At 38.0% G+C, this 20,170-nt stretch carries 19 protein-coding genes; 11 read left to right on the forward strand and 8 right to left on the reverse strand.

The window, feature by feature from the left end:
• The first annotated feature begins 100 nt into the window (after positions 1–100).
• The 11 genes from L1D46_RS09685 to L1D46_RS09735 all read left to right on the forward strand — a co-directional run bounded on the left by L1D46_RS09685 (position 101) and on the right by L1D46_RS09735 (position 11,651).
• Complete coding sequence (locus tag L1D46_RS09685; RefSeq protein WP_275668430.1) at positions 101–1,081, forward strand: radical SAM protein; 981 nt, start codon at positions 101–103, stop codon at positions 1,079–1,081.
• A gap of 8 nt (positions 1,082–1,089) precedes the next feature.
• Entirely contained in the window at positions 1,090–1,875 is a 786-nt protein-coding gene (locus tag L1D46_RS09690) for an AAC(3) family N-acetyltransferase (protein ID WP_239977473.1), read from the forward strand.
• A gap of 44 nt (positions 1,876–1,919) precedes the next feature.
• Entirely contained in the window at positions 1,920–3,194 is a 1,275-nt protein-coding gene (locus tag L1D46_RS09695) for a hypothetical protein (RefSeq protein WP_239977474.1), read from the forward strand.
• Positions 3,194–4,399 (forward strand): aminotransferase class V-fold PLP-dependent enzyme, encoded by a 1,206-nt coding sequence (locus L1D46_RS09700; protein WP_239977475.1) that lies wholly within the window; start codon positions 3,194–3,196, stop codon positions 4,397–4,399. The genes L1D46_RS09695 and L1D46_RS09700 overlap by 1 nt, the downstream gene beginning before the upstream one ends.
• A 94-nt stretch (positions 4,400–4,493) precedes the next feature.
• Positions 4,494–5,030: an adenylyl-sulfate kinase gene (locus tag L1D46_RS09705; RefSeq protein ID WP_239977476.1), complete on the forward strand. Its 537-nt coding sequence runs from the start codon at positions 4,494–4,496 to the stop codon at positions 5,028–5,030.
• Positions 5,031–5,032: 2 nt separating this feature from the next.
• Positions 5,033–5,953, forward strand: a complete 921-nt coding sequence (locus L1D46_RS09710) for a sulfotransferase family 2 domain-containing protein (RefSeq protein ID WP_239977477.1) — start codon at positions 5,033–5,035, stop codon at positions 5,951–5,953.
• A gap of 18 nt (positions 5,954–5,971) precedes the next feature.
• Positions 5,972–7,264, forward strand: coding sequence for a phosphoenolpyruvate mutase (gene aepX / locus L1D46_RS09715; protein WP_239977478.1), 1,293 nt, complete (start codon positions 5,972–5,974; stop codon positions 7,262–7,264).
• 1 nt (position 7,265) lies between these two features.
• Entirely contained in the window at positions 7,266–8,435 is a 1,170-nt protein-coding gene (gene aepY, locus L1D46_RS09720; RefSeq protein ID WP_239977479.1) for a phosphonopyruvate decarboxylase, read from the forward strand.
• Positions 8,407–9,504 carry an iron-containing alcohol dehydrogenase gene (locus L1D46_RS09725; protein ID WP_239977480.1) on the forward strand — a complete coding sequence of 366 codons (1,098 nt, stop codon included), beginning with the start codon at positions 8,407–8,409 and terminating at the stop codon, positions 9,502–9,504. The genes aepY and L1D46_RS09725 overlap by 29 nt, the downstream gene beginning before the upstream one ends.
• An 8-nt stretch (positions 9,505–9,512) precedes the next feature.
• Positions 9,513–10,958 (forward strand): PfkB family carbohydrate kinase, encoded by a 1,446-nt coding sequence (locus L1D46_RS09730; RefSeq protein ID WP_239977481.1) that lies wholly within the window; start codon positions 9,513–9,515, stop codon positions 10,956–10,958.
• A complete protein-coding gene (locus L1D46_RS09735) occupies positions 10,959–11,651 on the forward strand; it encodes a nucleotidyltransferase family protein (RefSeq protein ID WP_239977482.1) in 693 nt (230 codons plus the stop codon).
• Between the two features lie 44 nt (positions 11,652–11,695).
• Here the strand turns inward: L1D46_RS09735 and L1D46_RS09740 are convergent, their stop codons facing one another.
• The 8 genes from L1D46_RS09740 to L1D46_RS09775 all read right to left on the reverse strand — a co-directional run bounded on the left by L1D46_RS09740 (position 11,696) and on the right by L1D46_RS09775 (position 20,048).
• Positions 11,696–13,807 carry a 6-hydroxymethylpterin diphosphokinase MptE-like protein gene (locus tag L1D46_RS09740; RefSeq protein WP_239977483.1) on the reverse strand — a complete coding sequence of 704 codons (2,112 nt, stop codon included), beginning with the start codon at positions 13,805–13,807 and terminating at the stop codon, positions 11,696–11,698.
• A 7-nt stretch (positions 13,808–13,814) separates the two neighbouring features.
• Complete coding sequence (locus L1D46_RS09745) at positions 13,815–14,111, reverse strand: hypothetical protein (RefSeq protein WP_239977484.1); 297 nt, start codon at positions 14,109–14,111, stop codon at positions 13,815–13,817.
• Complete coding sequence (gene fliS / locus L1D46_RS09750) at positions 14,101–14,523, reverse strand: flagellar export chaperone FliS (RefSeq protein ID WP_239977485.1); 423 nt, start codon at positions 14,521–14,523, stop codon at positions 14,101–14,103. The genes L1D46_RS09745 and fliS overlap by 11 nt, the downstream gene beginning before the upstream one ends.
• Before the next feature lie 43 nt (positions 14,524–14,566).
• Positions 14,567–15,970 carry a flagellar filament capping protein FliD gene (gene fliD / locus L1D46_RS09755; RefSeq protein ID WP_239977486.1) on the reverse strand — a complete coding sequence of 468 codons (1,404 nt, stop codon included), beginning with the start codon at positions 15,968–15,970 and terminating at the stop codon, positions 14,567–14,569.
• A gap of 24 nt (positions 15,971–15,994) precedes the next feature.
• Positions 15,995–16,414, reverse strand: a complete 420-nt coding sequence (locus L1D46_RS09760) for a flagellar protein FlaG (RefSeq protein ID WP_239977487.1) — start codon at positions 16,412–16,414, stop codon at positions 15,995–15,997.
• Between the two features lie 89 nt (positions 16,415–16,503).
• On the reverse strand, positions 16,504–17,487 hold the full coding sequence (locus L1D46_RS09765; protein WP_239977488.1) for a flagellin: 984 nt from the start codon (positions 17,485–17,487) through the stop codon (positions 16,504–16,506).
• Between the two features lie 162 nt (positions 17,488–17,649).
• A complete protein-coding gene (locus L1D46_RS09770) occupies positions 17,650–18,636 on the reverse strand; it encodes a flagellin (RefSeq protein WP_239977489.1) in 987 nt (328 codons plus the stop codon).
• A 428-nt stretch (positions 18,637–19,064) separates the two neighbouring features.
• A complete protein-coding gene (locus tag L1D46_RS09775; RefSeq protein ID WP_239977490.1) occupies positions 19,065–20,048 on the reverse strand; it encodes a flagellin in 984 nt (327 codons plus the stop codon).
• Positions 20,049–20,170 lie beyond the last annotated feature (122 nt).

Here is a 20,170-nt window from a genome sequence, read left to right on the forward strand (position 1 = left end):
TATTAATAGAGCGACCTCCAAAAGCTCATTTTTTGCTATCTAAAAAAATCTTTTCCTATTTTCACTGTATTGTTTCAAAAGGCAAACTTAGGTAATCAACATGACAAAAGTTATTCCCATAACCGAGCTTCCGCCCAGACTTTTATTAGATGTTAACTCTGATTGCAACCTAAAGTGCCCGATGTGTGTCGTTCATGGGGGAAGTGACGACCCTAAAATAAATGCTATCATCAAAAAGAAAATGACTGTCGATAATGCCAGGGCAATTCTCGATGAAGTTATGAGTGCAAAACCTGCGATAGGTCCAGCATTATGGAGTGAACCATTAATGTCAAAAGACATCTTAACTCACTTAAAAAATATGAAAGACAGAGAGTTAAATGTTTCTATTAATACCAATGGCTTATTACTGACTAAGAAAATAGCCAAAGCGCTCATCGAATTAAAAATAGATAGTATTACTATCAGTGTCGACTCAACGACCCCAGAGACTCTCAAATTAATTAGAGGTGTCGATAGGTTAGACAAAATTGAATCTAATATTTTGCAAATGTTAGAGTTAAGAGGCGAACTGGAACTACCTCGCATTGGCGTCTCCTTTACCAAACAAGCTGATAACATCCATGAACATGATGAGTTCATAGATAGATGGGTAAATATCGTCGACTTTGTTCGCACCGGGGAGCTATTTGAAGACGGCCGCTTTCCAGAAGTTAACTTAGATATGTCGAAAAGAACTCCCTGCTCCGAGCTATATACAACCATGGCTATTCATACTGATGGGGATGTATCCATTTGCTGCTTAGATGGTTTTAAAGATCAAGTTGTAGGTAATGTATTAGAAGAAGGGGTCAGCCAAGTCTGGCAAGGAGAAAAGCTGCAACAAGTTAGGCATTATCATGAAACAGGACAATTTCAAAAAGTGCCATTTTGTTTAAAGTGTGAACGATGGGCATCTAATCAGTATACCGAAGAAGTGGTTGATGGCATTCTGATCCGCCGCTCCCCTGAGTATACTTTTTATAATAACCCTGCTCGTTTAGCAAATTGGAACAAAAACGTCCGTCACACAGACTCTTAGGGATCGTAATGCCTCATACTTGTACTTTTTCGCAATGGTTCAAAAGCTTTCTAATTAACTCAGGTGTTAAAACCCACCACACCTTAATTGTTCATAGCGCAATCAGGGAGCTTGCTCGCTTAGGTATAAGAGCACAAAACATCTGTGATGTTTTACAAAATGAGGTGCTCCCTGCGGGTAACTTACTGATGCCAACAATGACTTGGAGAACCGTGACACCCCAGTCCCCTGTTTTCGATAGTAATCTAACACCTTCTCATACAGGGGCATTAACTGAATATTTTAGGAAAAATTTAGCTCAAGCGAGAAGTTTACACCCTACTCACTCTGTCGCTGGAACAGGCCCAGATGCCAAGTGGTTACTCAATTCACACGATGAAATTGGCACGCCATGTTCAAAATACAGCCCCTACGGCTTAATCACTGACAGTGAATTACTTAGCAATACATTTGTGCTCCTCATACAGGTAGGACTAGAAAGCTGTACCTTTATTCATCACTTTGAAGAGCAAGCTGATTTAGATATTTACTTAAAGCCTGAAAGTGAAGCTGAGCAGTATCAATTAATTGCACCTCAAAAGCATAAAACATTTACTTTGAGAGCACATAATAAACGCACTCGAGATTTCCATCAGTTTGGTCCTGCTTTATTTCAACAGGGCGCACTTTTTATAGAACATTATCATGGTATTACTTTTACATTAATAAAAGCAGAAAACATGGCTAACACACTCACACAGGCCTTCAATAAAAGCCAGCATGCAACATTAGCAAGCTTTTCTTACTTGCGTTAGGTGTGGCGTAAAAACCGACTATAAATACAATTTGAGATAACTTTATGAATATTCTGCTTTATGGGATCAACTCAATTACTTCAAGCTTAACCACTGAATTAAAAGAACTTAATAATTTAGAGTACGCTTGCACAACAGGAGAGCAGTTCTTTGGAAGTATAAAAGCACACACATTATCAGAGCTTGTTCCAGAGAGTTACGAAAAAGTCATAATATGCTCAATGTGTGTAGACGAAATTACGAATGACTTAGTTGCAAAAGGCTTTGACATAAATAAAATTTATTTTTTTAACTCAGCAACTTGCACTGTTCAATCTTGCCAAGCAAAGCTTGTGGCCCCTGTAAAAGATACTGATATTCTTTATAGTGTTTTTGACCTATCCAGAAATATTGCTAGTTTCGATGTAGTCTGGCTTGCCACTCGTGCCGAACTGGAGCGCCAAAAACGAGGCCTTAAAAAAATACACTTTGTCATTATTCCCAGAGAGCAAAACGACATTAACGCTCTCGCCGTTAGAACAAATTATGAATACCATGATGAATTATGGCGATTAAGTCATATTATAGTTCCAACTCTTAGGAGCTTGCAGGCTACAAGTGCCGTATCTGAGTTCTCAAACAAACAGCAAGCCTATGACTTTTTAAAACAATTTAAAAACGAAAACCTATTCCCTCGTGATTTCAATGACTCACTTAAAGGGCACCTTGTGTGCTTTGATGATCTAGATGAGCATAAGTCAGTAGGTCGCTCTATCGAAGTATTTGAACCAAGTGATATTGCAAAAAACTTGGTAAATTCTTTTATCAATTCACGACATCTTGAAGGTAAGAAGTTGATTACTTTTACTATTCGTGAATACGAAGTTCATCAAGATAGAAACTCAACCCTCGATGTATGGCTAGAGTTTGCCAAAACACTGGATACAGAGAAATTTGCCCTTATTTTGATCAGAGATACTTATAAATCTGCGGAGCCATTGCCAAAGCACCTACAAGGGTTTATTGAGTGCCCGCTTGCATCAATTGATATTCAAGTTCGAATTGCATTGTTCCAAGCCGCATACATAAATCTTAGTTCAGCAACAGGTCCCAGCTTTTTGCCCTACTTTATTCCCAATGCCCCTTCTATTCGCTTTATGCAAGTCTCAAACGATCACTTTGCCACTAGTGAAGAGTATTTTAATACGCCAGGTTTCAACTTTGGCTCAAAACCCAGTTTTGCTGAAGCAGAGCATCATGAAGTAATTTGGCAAAAAGAAGCACTTGAGCCACTCAAAGTTGCATTCAATAAGCTACATACCTATTTAGGAAAAGAATAATGCAAGAACAGACAAAGCTGGCACTACATGGCGGTAAACAATCTGTCACTCTACAAATTCCCCCAAGAAAGGCATTTTCCTCATTGGAACAACAAGCTATTCAAGATGTTGTTGACCACTATAATCGCTTAGATATAGACCCAGGGTATGGTGGTCAATTTGAGCAAAAATTTTGCAATGAGTTTTCTAACTTTATGGGAGGAGGACATACTACCGCAGTTGCAACGGGTACAGGTTCAATTTTCGTTGCTCTCGCCGCTCTTCAGTTGCCTAAAGGTAGCGAAGTCGTCATGACTCCAATAACCGACCCTGGCGCTCTGAATGCAGTAACACTTCAGGGCTTTAAAGTATCGTTAGCTGACTCTAAACCCGGTTCAACACAATCGAATTGGCAACAAATAGAGCAAGTAATAACAGATAAAACCAAAGCCATCGTGATTGTTCATCTTGGCGGGTATGCCTGCGATATAGATACAATCGTACATGAAGCACATAAAAGAAATATTTTAGTCATCGAAGATTGCTCACAAGCAACAGGAGCTTTATACAAAAATCAAAAAGTTGGTACCTTTGCTGATGTAGCTGCGTTTTCTACCATGAGTAGAAAAAGCTTAATGTCAGGTGGAAGCGGCGGCTTAGTTTACACTCGAAGTAAACAATTACACCAGATGGTCACTGCGCATGCAGACCGAGGAAAACCAAAGTGGCAAGAGAATTTTGAAGAGAGAAATGCCAGCCAATATCTATTTCCTGCTCTTAACTGGAATACCGATGAAATTTCATGTGCGATAGGCAGTGCTTCGCTTGCAAGGCTTCCTTCTACAATAAAAAATAGAAATCAGTTTGTTAATCGCTTAATAACACTGTTAGCTAACTCAAAACTATTTTCTGTCGATGAAATTAGCGGTGTTGGTAGCCCTTTTTTCCTGACTGTATATTTAGACTTGTCACTTTTAAACTGCGAAAAAGACGAGTTTTGTAACGCTTTAATCGCAGAAGGGATCCCATTAAACCCTCACTACAAGTTTGTAATTAACGAATGGCAATGGGCTGAACCACATCTCACGAACAATAAAAAAACGCCAAACGCTGTGGATGCCAGAAACCGCTCATTTAATATTTATGTCAATGAGAAGTATACCTGTGATCTTGCAGAGCAATTTGCTTTCGCAATGAATAAAGTTGCAGCTTATTATCTAAAATAAGTAATGTATGGTGCTGATTATTTAGAAGTTAAACTATAACTTGTGGTATGAATAATGCAGCTAAATAAGAAGATTAAATAAAGTAGACACAACTATGGTTATTTGGATAACAGGCCTGCCTGGTGCAGGTAAAACCACAATCGCGAAGCAATTACTCAATACCTTGCAATCGCAAAACCTGCACGCCAACCTATTAGACGGGGATGAACTTCGTAGCGTGTTAGATAACCCAGGGTACGACAAAGAGTCTAGACAAAAATTAGCATACGTTTACTCTGGGCTGGCCAATTTAATCGCGAGTCAAAATACAATCGCAATCGTAGCGACAGTGGCGATGTTTGACGAAATCAGGGATTGGAACAGAGCAAATCTTGATAATTATTTAGAGGTATTTGTGAAAGTGTCTGACGATGATTTATTGCAAAGAAATAAAAATAACCTCTACTCCAAAAGTAATAAAAAATCGAATGTCTATGGTAAAGATATACCAATAGAACTACCTAAAAGGCCAGATATAATTATAGAAAATAACAACCACAGCTCTATTAATATGCACGTAGATACTATTATTTCAACGCTTAAATCTGCAATGAATATAGCAGACGATGCAAAAACACTGAAACAGGCTTAAATATGCCGCCCTTTATTAACCCATTCACACACTGGACTGTTGAGCATATCCCTACTAACGCCACCATCGCCATTTATGGCGCTGGTGAATTAGCTAAAGTGTTATTACAAGAAATCACTAAAAAAAAACGTACCGATATTCATATTAAGTTCTTTTTAGATAGCTTTGAAGCTGGTATCTTCAAGGGTTTTGAAGTGAAGAAGTATCGTAATAATGAAAATTATGATGTTGACTTTATTCTTATTGCCTCAATGTATTGGCCAAATATTATAATTACAAATCCAAAAGAAGATCGATTTAAAGTTTATAAAGTTGATAATTCTATTTTTAAGCTTTCTATTGTTGATGATGCGCAAAAATCCATTTTCCGCCGTAATGCAAGAACTGGTTCTAAAGACATTGAGCTATTAATGCTTAACCAAGGCGCTACTCAGCAGTATGTTGATATCACTGATAATCAATATAAAAATTACTTTAAATTTGCATTTACAAGGCATCCAACAACTAAGTTTTTATCTGGCTACGCTTGGTATGTGATTGAGACATTAAAGTTCAATACTGGAAAGAAAGAGCATATTAACATTCGCCCTGTTTTAGAAGCTATGCATATTGACTGCGATACTCCTTCTCTGCTGGAGTTTTTAAACACTTATATGACTCTTGAAGAAAGCGAAAGAGACTTTCACTTTTGGGGGCAAACACAGCAACTTGGTGATGACCTAGACTTTATTGGTAAGCTAGAAAATATTCATAATGATCTTGCGCACGTTAATCACCTGACTGGCCTATTCAATAATGTGTCACTCACTCATAGCTCAGCAAAAAAGTTGGCTGATTATAAAAAAAGCGTACCAAATGAGTGCCTAAAAATAATTGAGGCTATATTTCATCAAGATTATTTACGCTTTGGGTATACACCTTAACTATTTACGAGATTAAAAATGACAAAAACAGTTTATATTGGCATGAGTGCCGACTTAGTGCATCCGGGACATATGAACATCATCAAAGAAGCTGCAAAGCTTGGTGATGTTATAGTTGGGCTACTTACAGATAAAGCAATTGCCTCGTATAAGCGCCTGCCTTACATGAACTACGCACAACGTTATGAAGTAATTGGAAATATTAAAGGTGTAACTGAAGTTATTCCTCAAGAAACATTAGATTACAGACCCAATTTAGAAAAACTCCAACCCAACTTTGTTGTTCATGGTGATGATTGGCAGCAAGGCGTGCAAAAGAAAACACGCGCACAGGTCATTGAATGTATTTCTCAGTGGGGAGGTGAGCTTGTTGAAGTACCCTACACAGTCGGTATTTCCTCTTCTAATCTAAATAAAAGCTTAAAAGAAATAGGCACCACACCGGATGTCAGAAGAGGCCGCTTAAGACGCCTTATCGAAACCAAAGCACCTGTGCGAATATTAGAATCTCATAATGCCTTAAGTGCCCTAATTGCTGAAAATTTAAAAAGCGAACTCGGTGTTGAGTTTGATGGTATTTGGAGTAGCTCTTTAACGGACTCTACTAGCAAAGGAAAGCCTGATATTGAAACAGTCGATCTTACTTCTCGTATCACGACAATTAATGAAATTTTTGAAGTGACAACTAAGCCACTTATTTATGATGCAGATACAGGTGGTATTGCTGAGCACTTTGCATTCACTGTTAGAACACTAGAAAGAACCGGTGTATCAGCTGTGATAATCGAAGATAAAATTGGTCTTAAAAAGAACTCTCTACTTGGAAACGATGTATTCCAACAACAAGATACTATAGATAATTTTTGCGCTAAAATCAGCGCAGGTAAACGAGCGCAAATAACTGACGAGTTCATGATAATTGCTCGTATCGAAAGTTTAATTCTTGAACAAGGTTTAGAAGATGCGCTTTTACGTGCAGACGCTTATTTAGCCGCGGGTGCTGATGGTATCATGATCCACTCTCGTCAAAAGTTACCTGATGAGATTCTTGATTTTTGTAAACGCTTCAGACTAAAGCATCAAGATGTACCTATTATAGTTGTTCCGACTAGCTTTAACGAAATCACTGCAACAGAACTCGCTGGTGCTGGAGTCAATATCGTCATTTATGCAAACCATATGCTTCGTGCTGCATACCCTGCAATGAAAGAAACAGCGATAAGTTTACTCAATCATGATCGTTCATTTGAAGTCGAACAAACATTATTGTCTGTAAAAGAGATCTTGTCACTGATTCCAGGAACAAACTAATATGATTGCTGTATCACAGTTTTGTCAGTTGCTAAAAAGTAATAGTATTGATTTCTTTGCTGGCGTTCCAGACTCCTTACTGAGCTCATTTAGTCAATATTTAGAAAGCTCAGCGTCAGGAAAACAACACATAATCACTGCCAATGAAGGGAGTGCAGTTGCACTGGCATTAGGGCACCACTTGGCAACAGCCTCTACGCCTTTGGTATATATGCAAAATTCAGGATTAGGAAACGCTTACAATCCTTTAGTTTCTCTCGCAGATCCTGAGGTGTACTCTATTCCTATGGTATTGCTAATTGGCTGGCGGGGACAACCAGGGATAAAAGACGAACCACAGCACAAAAAGCAAGGTGCCATCACCCTGTCCACATTAGAAACGATGGGTATTCCTTATTTGCAACTCAATGCTAGCACTGAGAATACATCAGACGGTGTCAATCAACTGATCAAAAAAGCTAAAACTGAATCGAGGCCCGTTGCTATTGTTGTATCAAAAAATACTTTTTTAAACGACATGGTAGAAAAAGCCTCAGTGGCACCACCAACTTCACTCTTTACAAGAGAAAATGCAATTGAGTTAATCGTTAAATCACTACCCACTAACGCTAAGGTAGTCTGCACAACAGGCATGGCATCTAGGGAGTTATTTGAACTTCGAGAAAAACAGTCACAACCACATAACAATGACTTTTTAACAGTCGGAGGAATGGGACATGCCAGCCAAATAGCATTAGGCGTAGCAATGTATGACAAAAATGACATAGTTTGCATTGATGGCGATGGCGCCGCGCTCATGCATATGGGCAGCTTAGCGATTAATGGCAATAGCCAATTGCCTAACTTTAAGCACATTGTGCTTAACAATGGTTGCCATGATTCTGTAGGCGGCCAAGCAACATTAGGCAAACAAGTCGAGTTGACTCAAATTGCCAGAAGCTGTGGTTATCACTTTAGTGAACGAGTAACTAGCCAAGACGAATTGAATAGTGCTTTGCCTAAATTATTCGCCTCTTCCTCACCTGCTTTTCTAGAAGTTGTTATTGATAGAGGGCGCAGACAAGGTTTGGGTAGACCCACAGAAACTCCACTACAATGCAAATTGGCATTTATGAAGTGTGATGAGAATAATGAATCTAAAGATGACTCAAAAAATGAACCAAGAGATTAATTATCATGAATTAGGAGCTATGCTCTGTGAGCATCTAAATATATTGCTTATTTCAGGTAAGTCCCTTGAGAAAACCCAAATAAAACAAAAGCTGAGTTTGGACTCTCCTCAATTTCACCGTTTCAGTGAGTTTTCCGAAAACCCAACTATCCAAGAGGTTATACTGGCTAAAACTCATTTGGAAAAAGTTAACGCTACAGCAATCGTAGCGATTGGCGGAGGGACAGCAATTGATATTGCTAAATTAACCAAGTATTACAAAGGCAATGATTTATCCACTGATGAAACAACTCCGCCAATTGTCGACAACATATCGAGCATTCCCATTTTTGTGATCCCGACGACTTTTGGATCCGGTAGTGAAAGTACTAGCTTTGCAGTCATGTACATACAGGAAAAGAAATTTTCAATTACTCACCCCGACTTACTACCTAACTTTTATTTATTAGACCCTGACTTATCTCGTAGTTTACCCCTGTACACAAAAGCGTCGGCTTGTTTAGACGCGCTTTGTCAGGCCATTGAATCTTACTGGGCAAATTCGGCAACATTAGAGAGTCGACAAGATGCCATCTTTGCAATCATTCACATCGCAAAGTACTTTGAGGATTTTATAACTGCTCCAACTTCTAGAGTTGAAACCATAATAGCTGAGGCCAGCAATCGAGCTGGTAAAGCAATAAATGTAACAAAAACAACTGCTCCACATGCACTCTCTTATTTCATATCTCAACAATATAATATCAGTCATGGCCATGCTGTTGCTTTGTGCATGCTTAACATGTTTAAAATCAACGAAGAAAAAGCATACCAATTAGCAGATTACAATCTGATTAAAACCCTTAGGGAAATTTACAGTGCATTAGGGGTGAGTTGTGCAATAGAAGCGCGTATGATATATAAGTATTTTCTTATGAAAGCGCATCTAACTAGCAGCTTTAGTGAGCTAGGCCTATCAAGTATTGATAAAGTGAAACAAGTGATAAACTCTGTAAACCTTGATAGGTTAAAAAATCATCCGATAGAGCTCAAGCCCAATGATTTAAAACATATATTTATTGATGAATAACTACAACGATGAAAAGAATAATACTAGTTCAAGGTAACTTCGATGTACTGCACCCCGGTCATATCCGATTATTAAAATTTGCCAAAGAGTGCGGTGATTGGCTCATTGTAGCCGTAAATAGTGACGCCACAATGTCTGTAAAGAGTCGTGTAAACGAAAATTACAGACTAGAACTAGTCAAATCGCTAGAATGTGTTGATGATGCTTTCCTAACAACTTATTCAGCAAGTGAGTTAATTGAAAAACATAAACCTCACGCTGTCGTGAAGGGTAAAGAGTTTGAAGAAAGGTATAACCCTGAGTTAACAGCATTAAACAGTTATGGCGGAAAACTAATTTTTGGCTCGGGCGAATTCGAAGCAAATGCAGAACAATTTGTTAAACGCGTAGAGTACTTAAAAAATAACTTTGATTACTCAGAATCCCAAGCCTATGCCCAACGCCATAATATTGATTTAGTTTCTATGAATAAATGCCTTGATGATGTTAAACATGTTAGAGCAACAGTGATTGGTGAGATAATAGTTGATGAATATGTACAAGGAACAGCCGTAGGACTTTCCCAAGAAGATCCTACTATTGTTATGACTCCAAATAGAACAGATACCTTCCTTGGTGGTGCAGCAATTACTGCCGCACATATAAAATCTATCGGAGCTAAGGCTGTAAATTTAATCTCCGTATTAGGAAATGATGAAGCTGCCACATTCGCTAAAGAAAAAGTAAAAAACTATCAGGTAACGCCTTACTTCTATCTAGATGACAGTAGGCCGACTCCGCTAAAAACAAGATATAGAGCCGGAAGCAAAACACTACTACGCGTGAATGAAGTTAGACATCACAAAATAGCGAAAGACATACAGGATGCTATTTTCGAACAAGTAGAAGCACTATTACCTAACACTGATCTGTTAGTATTTTCTGATTTCAACTATGGTGTATTGCCCACGTCTCTAGTTCAGCGTTTAACTACCTTATGCAAACAATATGATGTAAAGCTCGTTGCCGATAGTCAAACCTCATCACAAGTTGGTGATATATCACGCTATTTTGATATGGATCTAATTACACCGACAGAAAAAGAGGTTCGTGTTGCTCTTAATAACCCTGATGATGGATTAGTAATACTTGCACAAAAGCTTACAGAAAAGTCCCATTCAAAGAACTTAGTCATAACCCTGGCAGAGGAAGGAGTATTGATCCATAAACCCAGTCGCGACCTTAAAAATTGGGAAAATGACAGGTTACCTGCAATCAATAAACATGCTATTGACCCAGCAGGTGCAGGTGACTGTTTTTTAGCAGCAAGCTCACTTGCTCTCGCGGCTAATGCATCCCCTTGGCATGCTTACTATCTAGGAAGTCTAGCCTCAGCTTGTCAGGTTAGTACTACAGGAAATACCCCCTTATCTTTGTCATTATTAAAGCAGACTGTTGAGGAGTCATTTAGTTAAATGAAAGCAATTTTACTTGCCGCAGGCCTCGGCACCCGATTAAGACCCATCACAAATACTATTCCGAAATGCCTTGTCCCAATTAATGGGAGACCACTATTAGCACTATGGTTAGAAAAATTAGTTAACCTTGGTGTAGAAGAGATACTTATAAATACACACTACTTTGCTGAGCAGGTTGAAGAGTTTATCAAAAATTCACCCTACAAAGAGAAAATGACATTAGTTAAAGAAGAAAAATTACTTGGTACTGGTGGCACTTTAATCACAAACGTAGGCTTTTGGAAAGATGACACAACCTTGGTGATACATGCCGACAATTATTGCGAAGATGATTTAACGAACTTAATAAAAGCCCATAACGAAAGGCCTAAAGGCTGTGAAGCCACATTACTCCTTTTTAAAACCAATAACCCTGAAAGTTGTGGCATAGTTACATTAGATAATTCAGGTGTAATCAACGGGTTTTACGAAAAAAAGCCAAATCCTCCTGGCAATTTGGCAAGCGGCGCACTATTTGTATTCTCCCCCGGTGTTTATTCTAAATACTTTTCTCATTTTAAAGTTAACTCAGCTTATGAAATCAGCTTAGATTTTGTACCTCTACTAATTAATAAACTTTATAGCTACCAAACCAATCTCCGCTACATTGATATTGGTACACCTGCTGCATACCAATCAGTGCAAGGTTAGCGTACCGGTCTGTACGCTCATCGTTATCGCAAAATGTACCTATCTTATTTTTCCAGCGCAGCTATTTGCCCTGAATTCAAATAATCACAAAACTTTTTATAGTTTTCAGCAAAGTATAGTTTCATATCAATAATATATTGCTTCCATAGTTCAAAAAGTTCATTAAACTTTTCTAGAGTAAAGTCAGTGTCTTCATAACTGTAAAGCAAGGTAATCATTGGACAATGATAATAAAGTAATGACCCTTTAAGTAAATGGAAGATATGCCCTAGAACAGTATTTTTAAATGAATAAACATAACGCTGTTGCCTTTTAAGTATTGCACTTGCCTCAGAGATAGAACTAAATGACTCATCCATAATTTCAAGTAAGTGTTCACATGCTTCCGTAAAACGATGTACTTGATAATCAGAGTCAGATAAGTTTGTCATGGCTAATCGTTCAAAATAACTATTTTTAATAGCCTCAACCAGTATTGGTTTGTCTATATCATATTGATGATCAATTAACTCACCACTTGCTAAAGGGTGGGCTCCCTCGATCCAAGCGCCATTACCAACATTAAAAACATCCCGCTTAGGATAATGCGCAATGAGTTTCTCTAATTGACTACGTGAAATTTTATAAAGATCATTCGTGAAAACGAAACTATTTCCTAAATTCCCTTTTAATTTACTTTGAGTAACAGGAGCACAAGCTATCCCCTCTTGATCACTTTCTGACTTCTTGTAAAAACTGTGTGTACTGTGATGTTTACCTGATGGAAAACTACCATTATCTACACCGAATAAATAAACATTTTTAAACCCAAAGTTCAGAAAAAATGATAATGCTGTATTTGCTACAAGCGGGTTACAATATGGAATATATGGTAACATTTTCTCATTTTTAACTAACATTAAGGAATTTATTAAGTCACTGCCAGCTTCATTGCCCTTAAGTGCAAGACCGGTCCATTTGTATAAGTCATTTGTAGCTGGATGAACCATATTAACTGCTAGTAAATTTACCTTTTGATAAACTTCTTTAGGTAATGAATCTTCAACAATTTTATAATTTGCATAAGGTCTTTCGACTAAAACATGAAAGTCTGCCTGAACACCAACCTTCTCTAACGAAGCTAATGCCGAACCTGCAGCTACCACAATCCCCTTATTTTGATTGTCTATCAAGTAATCTATCGCCTCATCGAGAGAAGGACCATTACCAACCACAAAAACAGGTAATTCTAATAAAGGCTCAGGTAAACGCTTCTTATTTGTTAAGAAGCTTTGATCTTTCTCTAAATGCGAAATTGAATGGGCTAACCCCGTGATTGCATCATTAAAAAAGCCATGCCCCATTTGAAATCGAAAATACTCCCTACCCCAATCTGATATTAGCTCATTTATTTTGCTATCTGGTGTATGCTGAAAACAAAAACTTCTTACTGCAGAGAAGGCACCAACTTCTTCTACAAGATGTTCAAGATCATTAATAAAGTTATTCTTATCAACTCCTAAATGAAAAAATAAACAATTGCCTTGTTTATCTATTTTTTCAATAAGTTGATACCAATCAGTACAAAATAAACTTGCATAAAACTGCTCAAAATCGGGCTCTATCAAAAACAAATAATCAAACGTAGTCTCTTTAAGCAACTCAGTTACATGATAACCCAGCCCAATACCAAAAATGATACCTGAAGGAAATGTATCTGGTAATTTGGTTAGTTTACTTTTTTGATAATCTCGAACTTTTCTCATATGACGGCCAAGCTTTGCCATATAACTGGAATGAAGGCGGGTATCCACTTCATTATCAGGGTAACCTGTGTAATCTGTTAGACTAAATGCTGGATTGTGAGTTTGCTTTTGTACCTGCTCCTTGGCCTGCTTGATTGGATCTTGAGAGTATAAAGGAGTTGAAAAGCCATTCGGCACAAAATTACCGTGTCCAGACTTCGTCACATGAATACAAAAATCTTCTTTTAATTCATAGTTTGAAAGAGCTTCGACTATTTCTGGGTAATACTTTTGTAAACAAACCCAATTTTTCTCAAAACGCTCATTCGCTTCTAGCGCAAATTGCTGCTCTCTTAATTCATGTGCTTGAACTTCTGTAAGTTTTTCTTGTAGCTCATCTATTTGTGACTTGATATCATATGGAGAGGTCATGTAGTACCTACTTGATTTGATTGTATAAACCAACTTTCTTTTTATTTTTTATTAATTTACTTATATCTTGTCTTTTTTGTGACTGTAACTTTATAAGTTTGTTGGTAATTTCATTAACTCTGTTTTGAATATTTTCTAATACAGGATACTGATTAACGCAGATTTTTTCAGAGTTGGAGAAAGTTTTTTCCAGCGATGATTGAAAAGAGTTTAATTCTTTTGACGTTTCATCGAATTCATTAGCTTCTAATTGCTCTTCAATTTTTTCAATTTGAAGTAAAAGTTCATTAAGCTTAGCTTGCATGGGCGCTATTTTCAGCAAAAGTTTGATTACGGATTTCGGCAGGTATAGCATCCCATGCAGATTTTATTTCTTTCAGTAAGTTAGACACTTCAGAAACGATTTCAGGATCATTTTTAATACTTGCATCTAATAAACGGTCTATCATATATGAGTATAAAGCATATAAGTTTTCTGTCACTTCACCACCCACCTCAAAGTCTAAACACCCTCGAAGAGCCTCCAGGATTGCAGATGCTTTTGATAAATGCTCACTTTTAGCTTCTAAATGCTTTTTCTCAATAGCTACTTTTGATAGCACCATTTTTTCTAATGCACCCGCCATCAACATTTGAATAATCTCATAACGGTCTGCACCAGCAACTCGTGTTTTGAGGGCCTCTTTTTGATAATTTTTAACTTTTGCGTTGTACATATAATTCACCCATTAATTTATCAATTTAAAACTTTCTTCAACTTTATTTAGACTTTGTAAAACCAGGTAAACTTGATAACTGTGCACTTAAGTAAGTTTGAGTCGATTGCATTTGCGCTAACAGCACGTCTAAGCCAGCATATTGCTGACGAAGCCTTGCTTCTAACTCTTCCATTCTATATTCATGGTTTATAACGTCATCTTCTAAGTCATCAAGTTGAGAATTTAAATTAGTTTCTCGTTGGTTCATGATTCCTTTAGAGTCTAAGTAATTGTCAAAAAGTGATTCTAACTGTTTTGCTATCCCATTTTCACCAGCAAAAGCCTTGCCAATATCATCATAGTTTTCATCCATAGCTTCATTTAAACTACGGACTAAGCTAGACTTTTCTAGGTATCCCTCTTTGTCAACTCCTAGGCCAATATCAAAAATACTCGAAAAAGGACCTGCGTCAGTAAGGGGGGTTGAGAGTGCATTGATTAGTTGTGAATCAAATGAGCGTATAGTCGAATCAGCATTCAAAGGTTTACCAACACGAGTTTGCAAGCCAATTTGACCTATTAGATTATTATAGTTCGCGATAAACTCATCAACTAGCTTGGTAACACTTTCAGTGTCTACATCCACAGATAACTTTGCCGTTTCACCGTCAACACTTTGTCGCTTTGCAACAATTGTCATGTCTTGTACAGCATCTTTAAAAGTATTGGTATCATTAACAATTGAAATACCATCCACTTTAATTTCTGCACTTTTAGCTTCATCACCTGCTGCAATTGCAATCCCGCCTGCAGTCACACCATCGTTAGCAAGTGTTGATACATTATCAAGTTCCGCAGTATCGTTGGTAATAACTAAATCATTACCTGTACCTGATACATTTGATGTAAGGACTAACTTTGATTCTGTCCCCGTGTTAATGATATTCGCTGTAACACCAAAGTTATCATCTGAATCATTAATCGCATCACGTAAGTCAGCAAGCGTTGCTCCCGCATCCAGAGATAAGTCAAAGCTTTTATCACCCGCGGCGAAAGACAAAGTACCACCAGAAGCTGTAACAACATCATCTGTTGAGGTAAATAGCCCAGCATTAGATGTCGCCCGACTACCCTGCGCAAGTTCAACCACTTCAATATTGAAGTCCCCTGGTGAAATATCAGATGTTGGTGTTACTGATATCAGATCGCCATCATCACTAGTCGGTTGCTTAATATTCGCAATACGCTTGTTAAAATTATCAATATCAGCAAGCTTTTCGATAGTATCCTGAAGCTTTGACATAGCTGATTTAACTTCACCCAACGAAGAGAGTTCAACCTGCAAGGACTCTTCTTTTTCTGCAAAAGCTTGTAGTTTAGGGGTATTCTCAGCTGATAGTGTCGCACTGATTATGCTTTCTAGATCAAGTCCAGAGCCAACCCCTGCTGATGTAATTAATGCCATTGTAATACTCCTAAATACTAAACTTTATGCAGTTCTATCGAACAACAAACCTTTATTGGTTAATTTATCGGCAAACTCTTCTAAAGCTTTAGCCACTTCACGAAATTCTTCTGTTGGGATCTCCCGAATAACTTCATCGTTTTCTCTATCAAGAACTTTTATAATAGGTGGTTCCCCTTTTTCATCAAATTCAAAAATTAAATTTGTTGATGTAACTGGGATATAGCTATTAAGCTTGTCTAAATTTTGTTTTACTTCGGCAATAAGATCTTTTTTGTCTTTTTGCTCCGCTTTGGTTGCCATCTTAATATCGACAGCTTCCCTTCTAGCAATTTCTGTGCCTTTACTTGCTTTAATGTCATCTATTTCGGCTTTTAAATTTACAGAATTACTGCCACTAGTAAGGTTCTCATTAGACCTTTGTGTTGAATTAAGATCTATCATCGTAACACCTCAAAATTTTCACTCTTAAAGAGTATAAGCCACTTCAGTAAAAAATACCTATGTCCAAAGTGGCTTATAAATCAAGTATATTAACCAAGTAGCGACAGAGCTACCTGAGGACGTTGATTTGCTTGACTTAAAATTGATTGGCTAGCTTGTTGTAAGATTTGCATCTTAGTTAAGTTCGCTGTTTCTTGCGCGAAGTCTGTATCTTGGATACGTGATTTCGCAGCACTTAGGTTTTCAGCAATATTCGATTGGTTACGAATTGTTGATTGAAACCTGTTCTGTACTGCACCAAGCTCAGCACGTTTTTTATCAACTACAGCGATTAGTGAATCCATACCCGCAAACACTTTTTGTGCATTAGCTTGTGACGAAACACTTATACTATCAGCCTTAAATACGTCCGCAAAGGCAATTGACGATGCGGCAGCATTAGTCAATGAACTTATTCCAGCAGCTATATCGCCGTAGCCTTTTTCTGTCAAAGCACTCGCAATGCCTGCAATACCTGACAATGTAAAACCATTATTAGCTGCAATCGAATAACCACTGCCATCAGCCTGTGTTGTATCTGTCCCAACGTCTTTCATACTAAAGCCAATGGTTTGTACTGCATCTGAACCTACTTGGAATTTTGCATCGTAAGTGCCATCCAGAAGACTCTGACCACCAAAAGTGGTATCTTTGGCTACACGATTTACTTCCTTAGAAAGCGACTGAATCTCTTCTTGAAGAGCTAAACGGTCTTCATCTGTATTTGAGCCGTTTGATGCTTGTTGTGCAAGTGTGCGAATACGTTGGAACATAGACGTTACTTCGTCAAGCGCACCTTCAGCTGTTTGTGCAAGTGAAATACCATCGTTTGCATTTCGATTGCCTTGATTTAAACCATTAACTTGACTTGTTAAACGGTTAGCAATTTGCATACCGGCCGCATCGTCTTTCGCACTGTTAATGCGTAAACCTGATGAAAGGCGTTGAAACGATGTATCGAGTGAATTGCCAGATTTCATTAACTGGCGCTGTGCGTTCAAAGAACTCACATTAGTGTTTACATATAAAGCCATATTAGCCTCCGCTTTATCATTTTATAGTTAAACAGCGGGATACCCCTACCCTGCTATCTAACCGACATAGAGTCCTAGAAAGATAGTTCTCTAACTCGTTTATCGTCTGATAAAGCGAAAGCTTTAGCTTTATTTGTAAATTTTTTGACTAATTTTTAAATTTTAGCCTTGTAACAAGCTTAGAGCCGCTTGAGGTCGTTGATTTGCTTGACCTAAAATTGTTTGGCTTGCTTGTTGTAAAATTTGATTTTTAGTCAATTGAGCTGTTTCAGCTGCAAAGTCAGCATCTTTAATACGTGATTTTGCAGCGCTTAAGTTTTCAGAAATATTCGCTTGGTTACGAATAGTTGATTGGAAACGATTTTGTACCGCACCTAATTCAGCGCGCTTTTTATCAACTATAGCGATTAACGAGTCCATGCCTGCAAATACTTTTTGTGCATTAGCTTGTGATGAAACGCTGATACTATCAGCCTTAAATACATCTGCAAAAGTAATTGACGATGCATCAGCTCCAGTCATTGAACTTATTCCTGCAGCTAAATCACCGTAGCCTTTATCAGTCAAAGCACTCGCAATGCCTGCAATACCTGACAATGTAAATCCATTATTTGCTGCAATCGAATAACCACTGCCATCAGCTTGTGTTGTATCTGTACCCACATCCTTCATACTGAAGCCAATAGTTTGTACTGCATCCGCACCAACTTGAAAACTAGCAGAGTAAGTCCCATCTAGTAAATTCTGACCACCAAACGTTGTGTCTGAAGCTATACGATTGACTTCCTCTGAAAGCTGACGAATCTCTTCTTGAATTGCTAAGCGATCTTCATCCGTATTCGACCCATTCGCGGCTTGTTGTGATAAAGTTCTAATACGCTGAAAACTTGAGGTAATTTCATCAAGCGCACCTTCAGCAGTTTGCGCAAGTGAAATACCGTCATTGGCATTTCGGTTACCCTGATTTAGACCAAGAATTTGTGATTGCAAGCGGTCAGAAATTTGTAAACCGGCAGCATCATCAGCCGCGCTGTTAATACGTAGGCCTGATGAAAGACGCTTAAACGAGGTATCTAAATCACCACTGGTTCTATCTAGTTGTCTTTGTGCGTTTAGTGCACTCACGTTAGTATTTACATATAAAGCCATAATTTACTCTCTTCTTATCTGTCAAAGTAAAGCCACTTTTTAAAAGTGAACTTGACAAAGTGACCCTTACAACGGCAATTCTAAGTCGCCTAGGGCAAAAAACTGCCACTTTGCTGATTAGTTGATTAACTTAAAAGAATTAGAGCAATTAATAGGCCAACTATTAACTAAACACTTAAGAATGAGAAAAGGCTCCTAATAGGAGCCTTGGAAGAGATAAGTTTAAGAGTGGGTTCTTTTTCACAAACTATGGCATAATTTGTGCTTCACATTTTATGTTCTTACAAATGTTAGAACACTACTGTCAGGATTTTGAGCGCCTCCGCTTTACAATCCTATCTTAGCGCCTTTGTTAATACCCCATTAGACAAAGGCGCTTTTCTTTTAAGTCAAAGTTTTGACTTCACTTTAACTCAACCCCCCAACTATTAACCTAGTAAGCTTAATGCAGCTTGAGGACGTTGGTTAGCTTGACTCAAGATTGTTTGGCTAGCTTGTTGTAAGATTTGCATCTTAGTTAAGTTCGCTGTCTCTTGCGCAAAATCAGTATCTTTGATTCGAGACTGAGCTGCACTTAAGTTCTCTGAAATATTCGATTGGTTACGAATTGTTGATTGAAAACGGTTTTGTACTGCACCAAGCTCAGCACGTTTTTTATCAACTACAGCGATTAGTGAATCCATACCCGCAAACACTTTTTGTGCATTAGCTTGTGACGAAACACTTATACTATCAGCCTTAAATACGTCCGCAAAGGCAATTGACGATGCGGCAGCATTAGTCAATGAACTTATTCCAGCAGCTATATCGCCGTAGCCTTTATCAGTCAAAGCACTCGCAATGCCTGCAATACCTGACAATGTAAATCCATTATTTGCTGCAATCGAATAACCACTGCCATCAGCTTGTGTTGTATCTGTACCCACATCCTTCATACTGAAGCCAATCGTTTGTACTGCATCAGCACCGACTTGGAATTCAGCATCATAGGTTCCATCCAATAAATTCTGACCACCGAAAGTCGTATCTTTGGCTACACGGTTTACTTCTTTTGAAAGCGATTGAATTTCTTCTTGAATCGCTAGGCGGTCTTCATCAGTGTTTGAACCATTAGCAGCTTGTTGTGCAAGAGTACGAATACGTTGGAACATTGATGTTACTTCATCTAATGCACCCTCAGCAGTTTGCGCTAGCGAGATACCATCATTCGCGTTACGGTTGCCTTGATTTAAGCCGTTAATTTGCGATGTTAAACGGTCAGAAATTTGTAGACCAGCCGCATCGTCAGCCGCGCTGTTGATACGAAGACCTGATGATAAACGCTTGAATGAAGTGTCAAGTGAGTTACCAGAATTCATTAATTGTCTTTGAGCGTTTAATGAACTAACATTTGTATTTACATAAAGTGCCATGATATTTCTCCCGAAGTAAACTTATCATTTACTCTCAAACTTACTCTAATTAAGCGGTAACTGTTATTTGTTACTCTGCTTGGTTAATTAAGTTATCGGTCCGCTCAAAAAATCCTTTAGTG

Source organism: Pseudoalteromonas sp. Isolate3 (genome assembly GCF_022398505.1).
Lineage (GTDB): Bacteria > Pseudomonadota > Gammaproteobacteria > Enterobacterales > Alteromonadaceae > Pseudoalteromonas > Pseudoalteromonas apostichopi.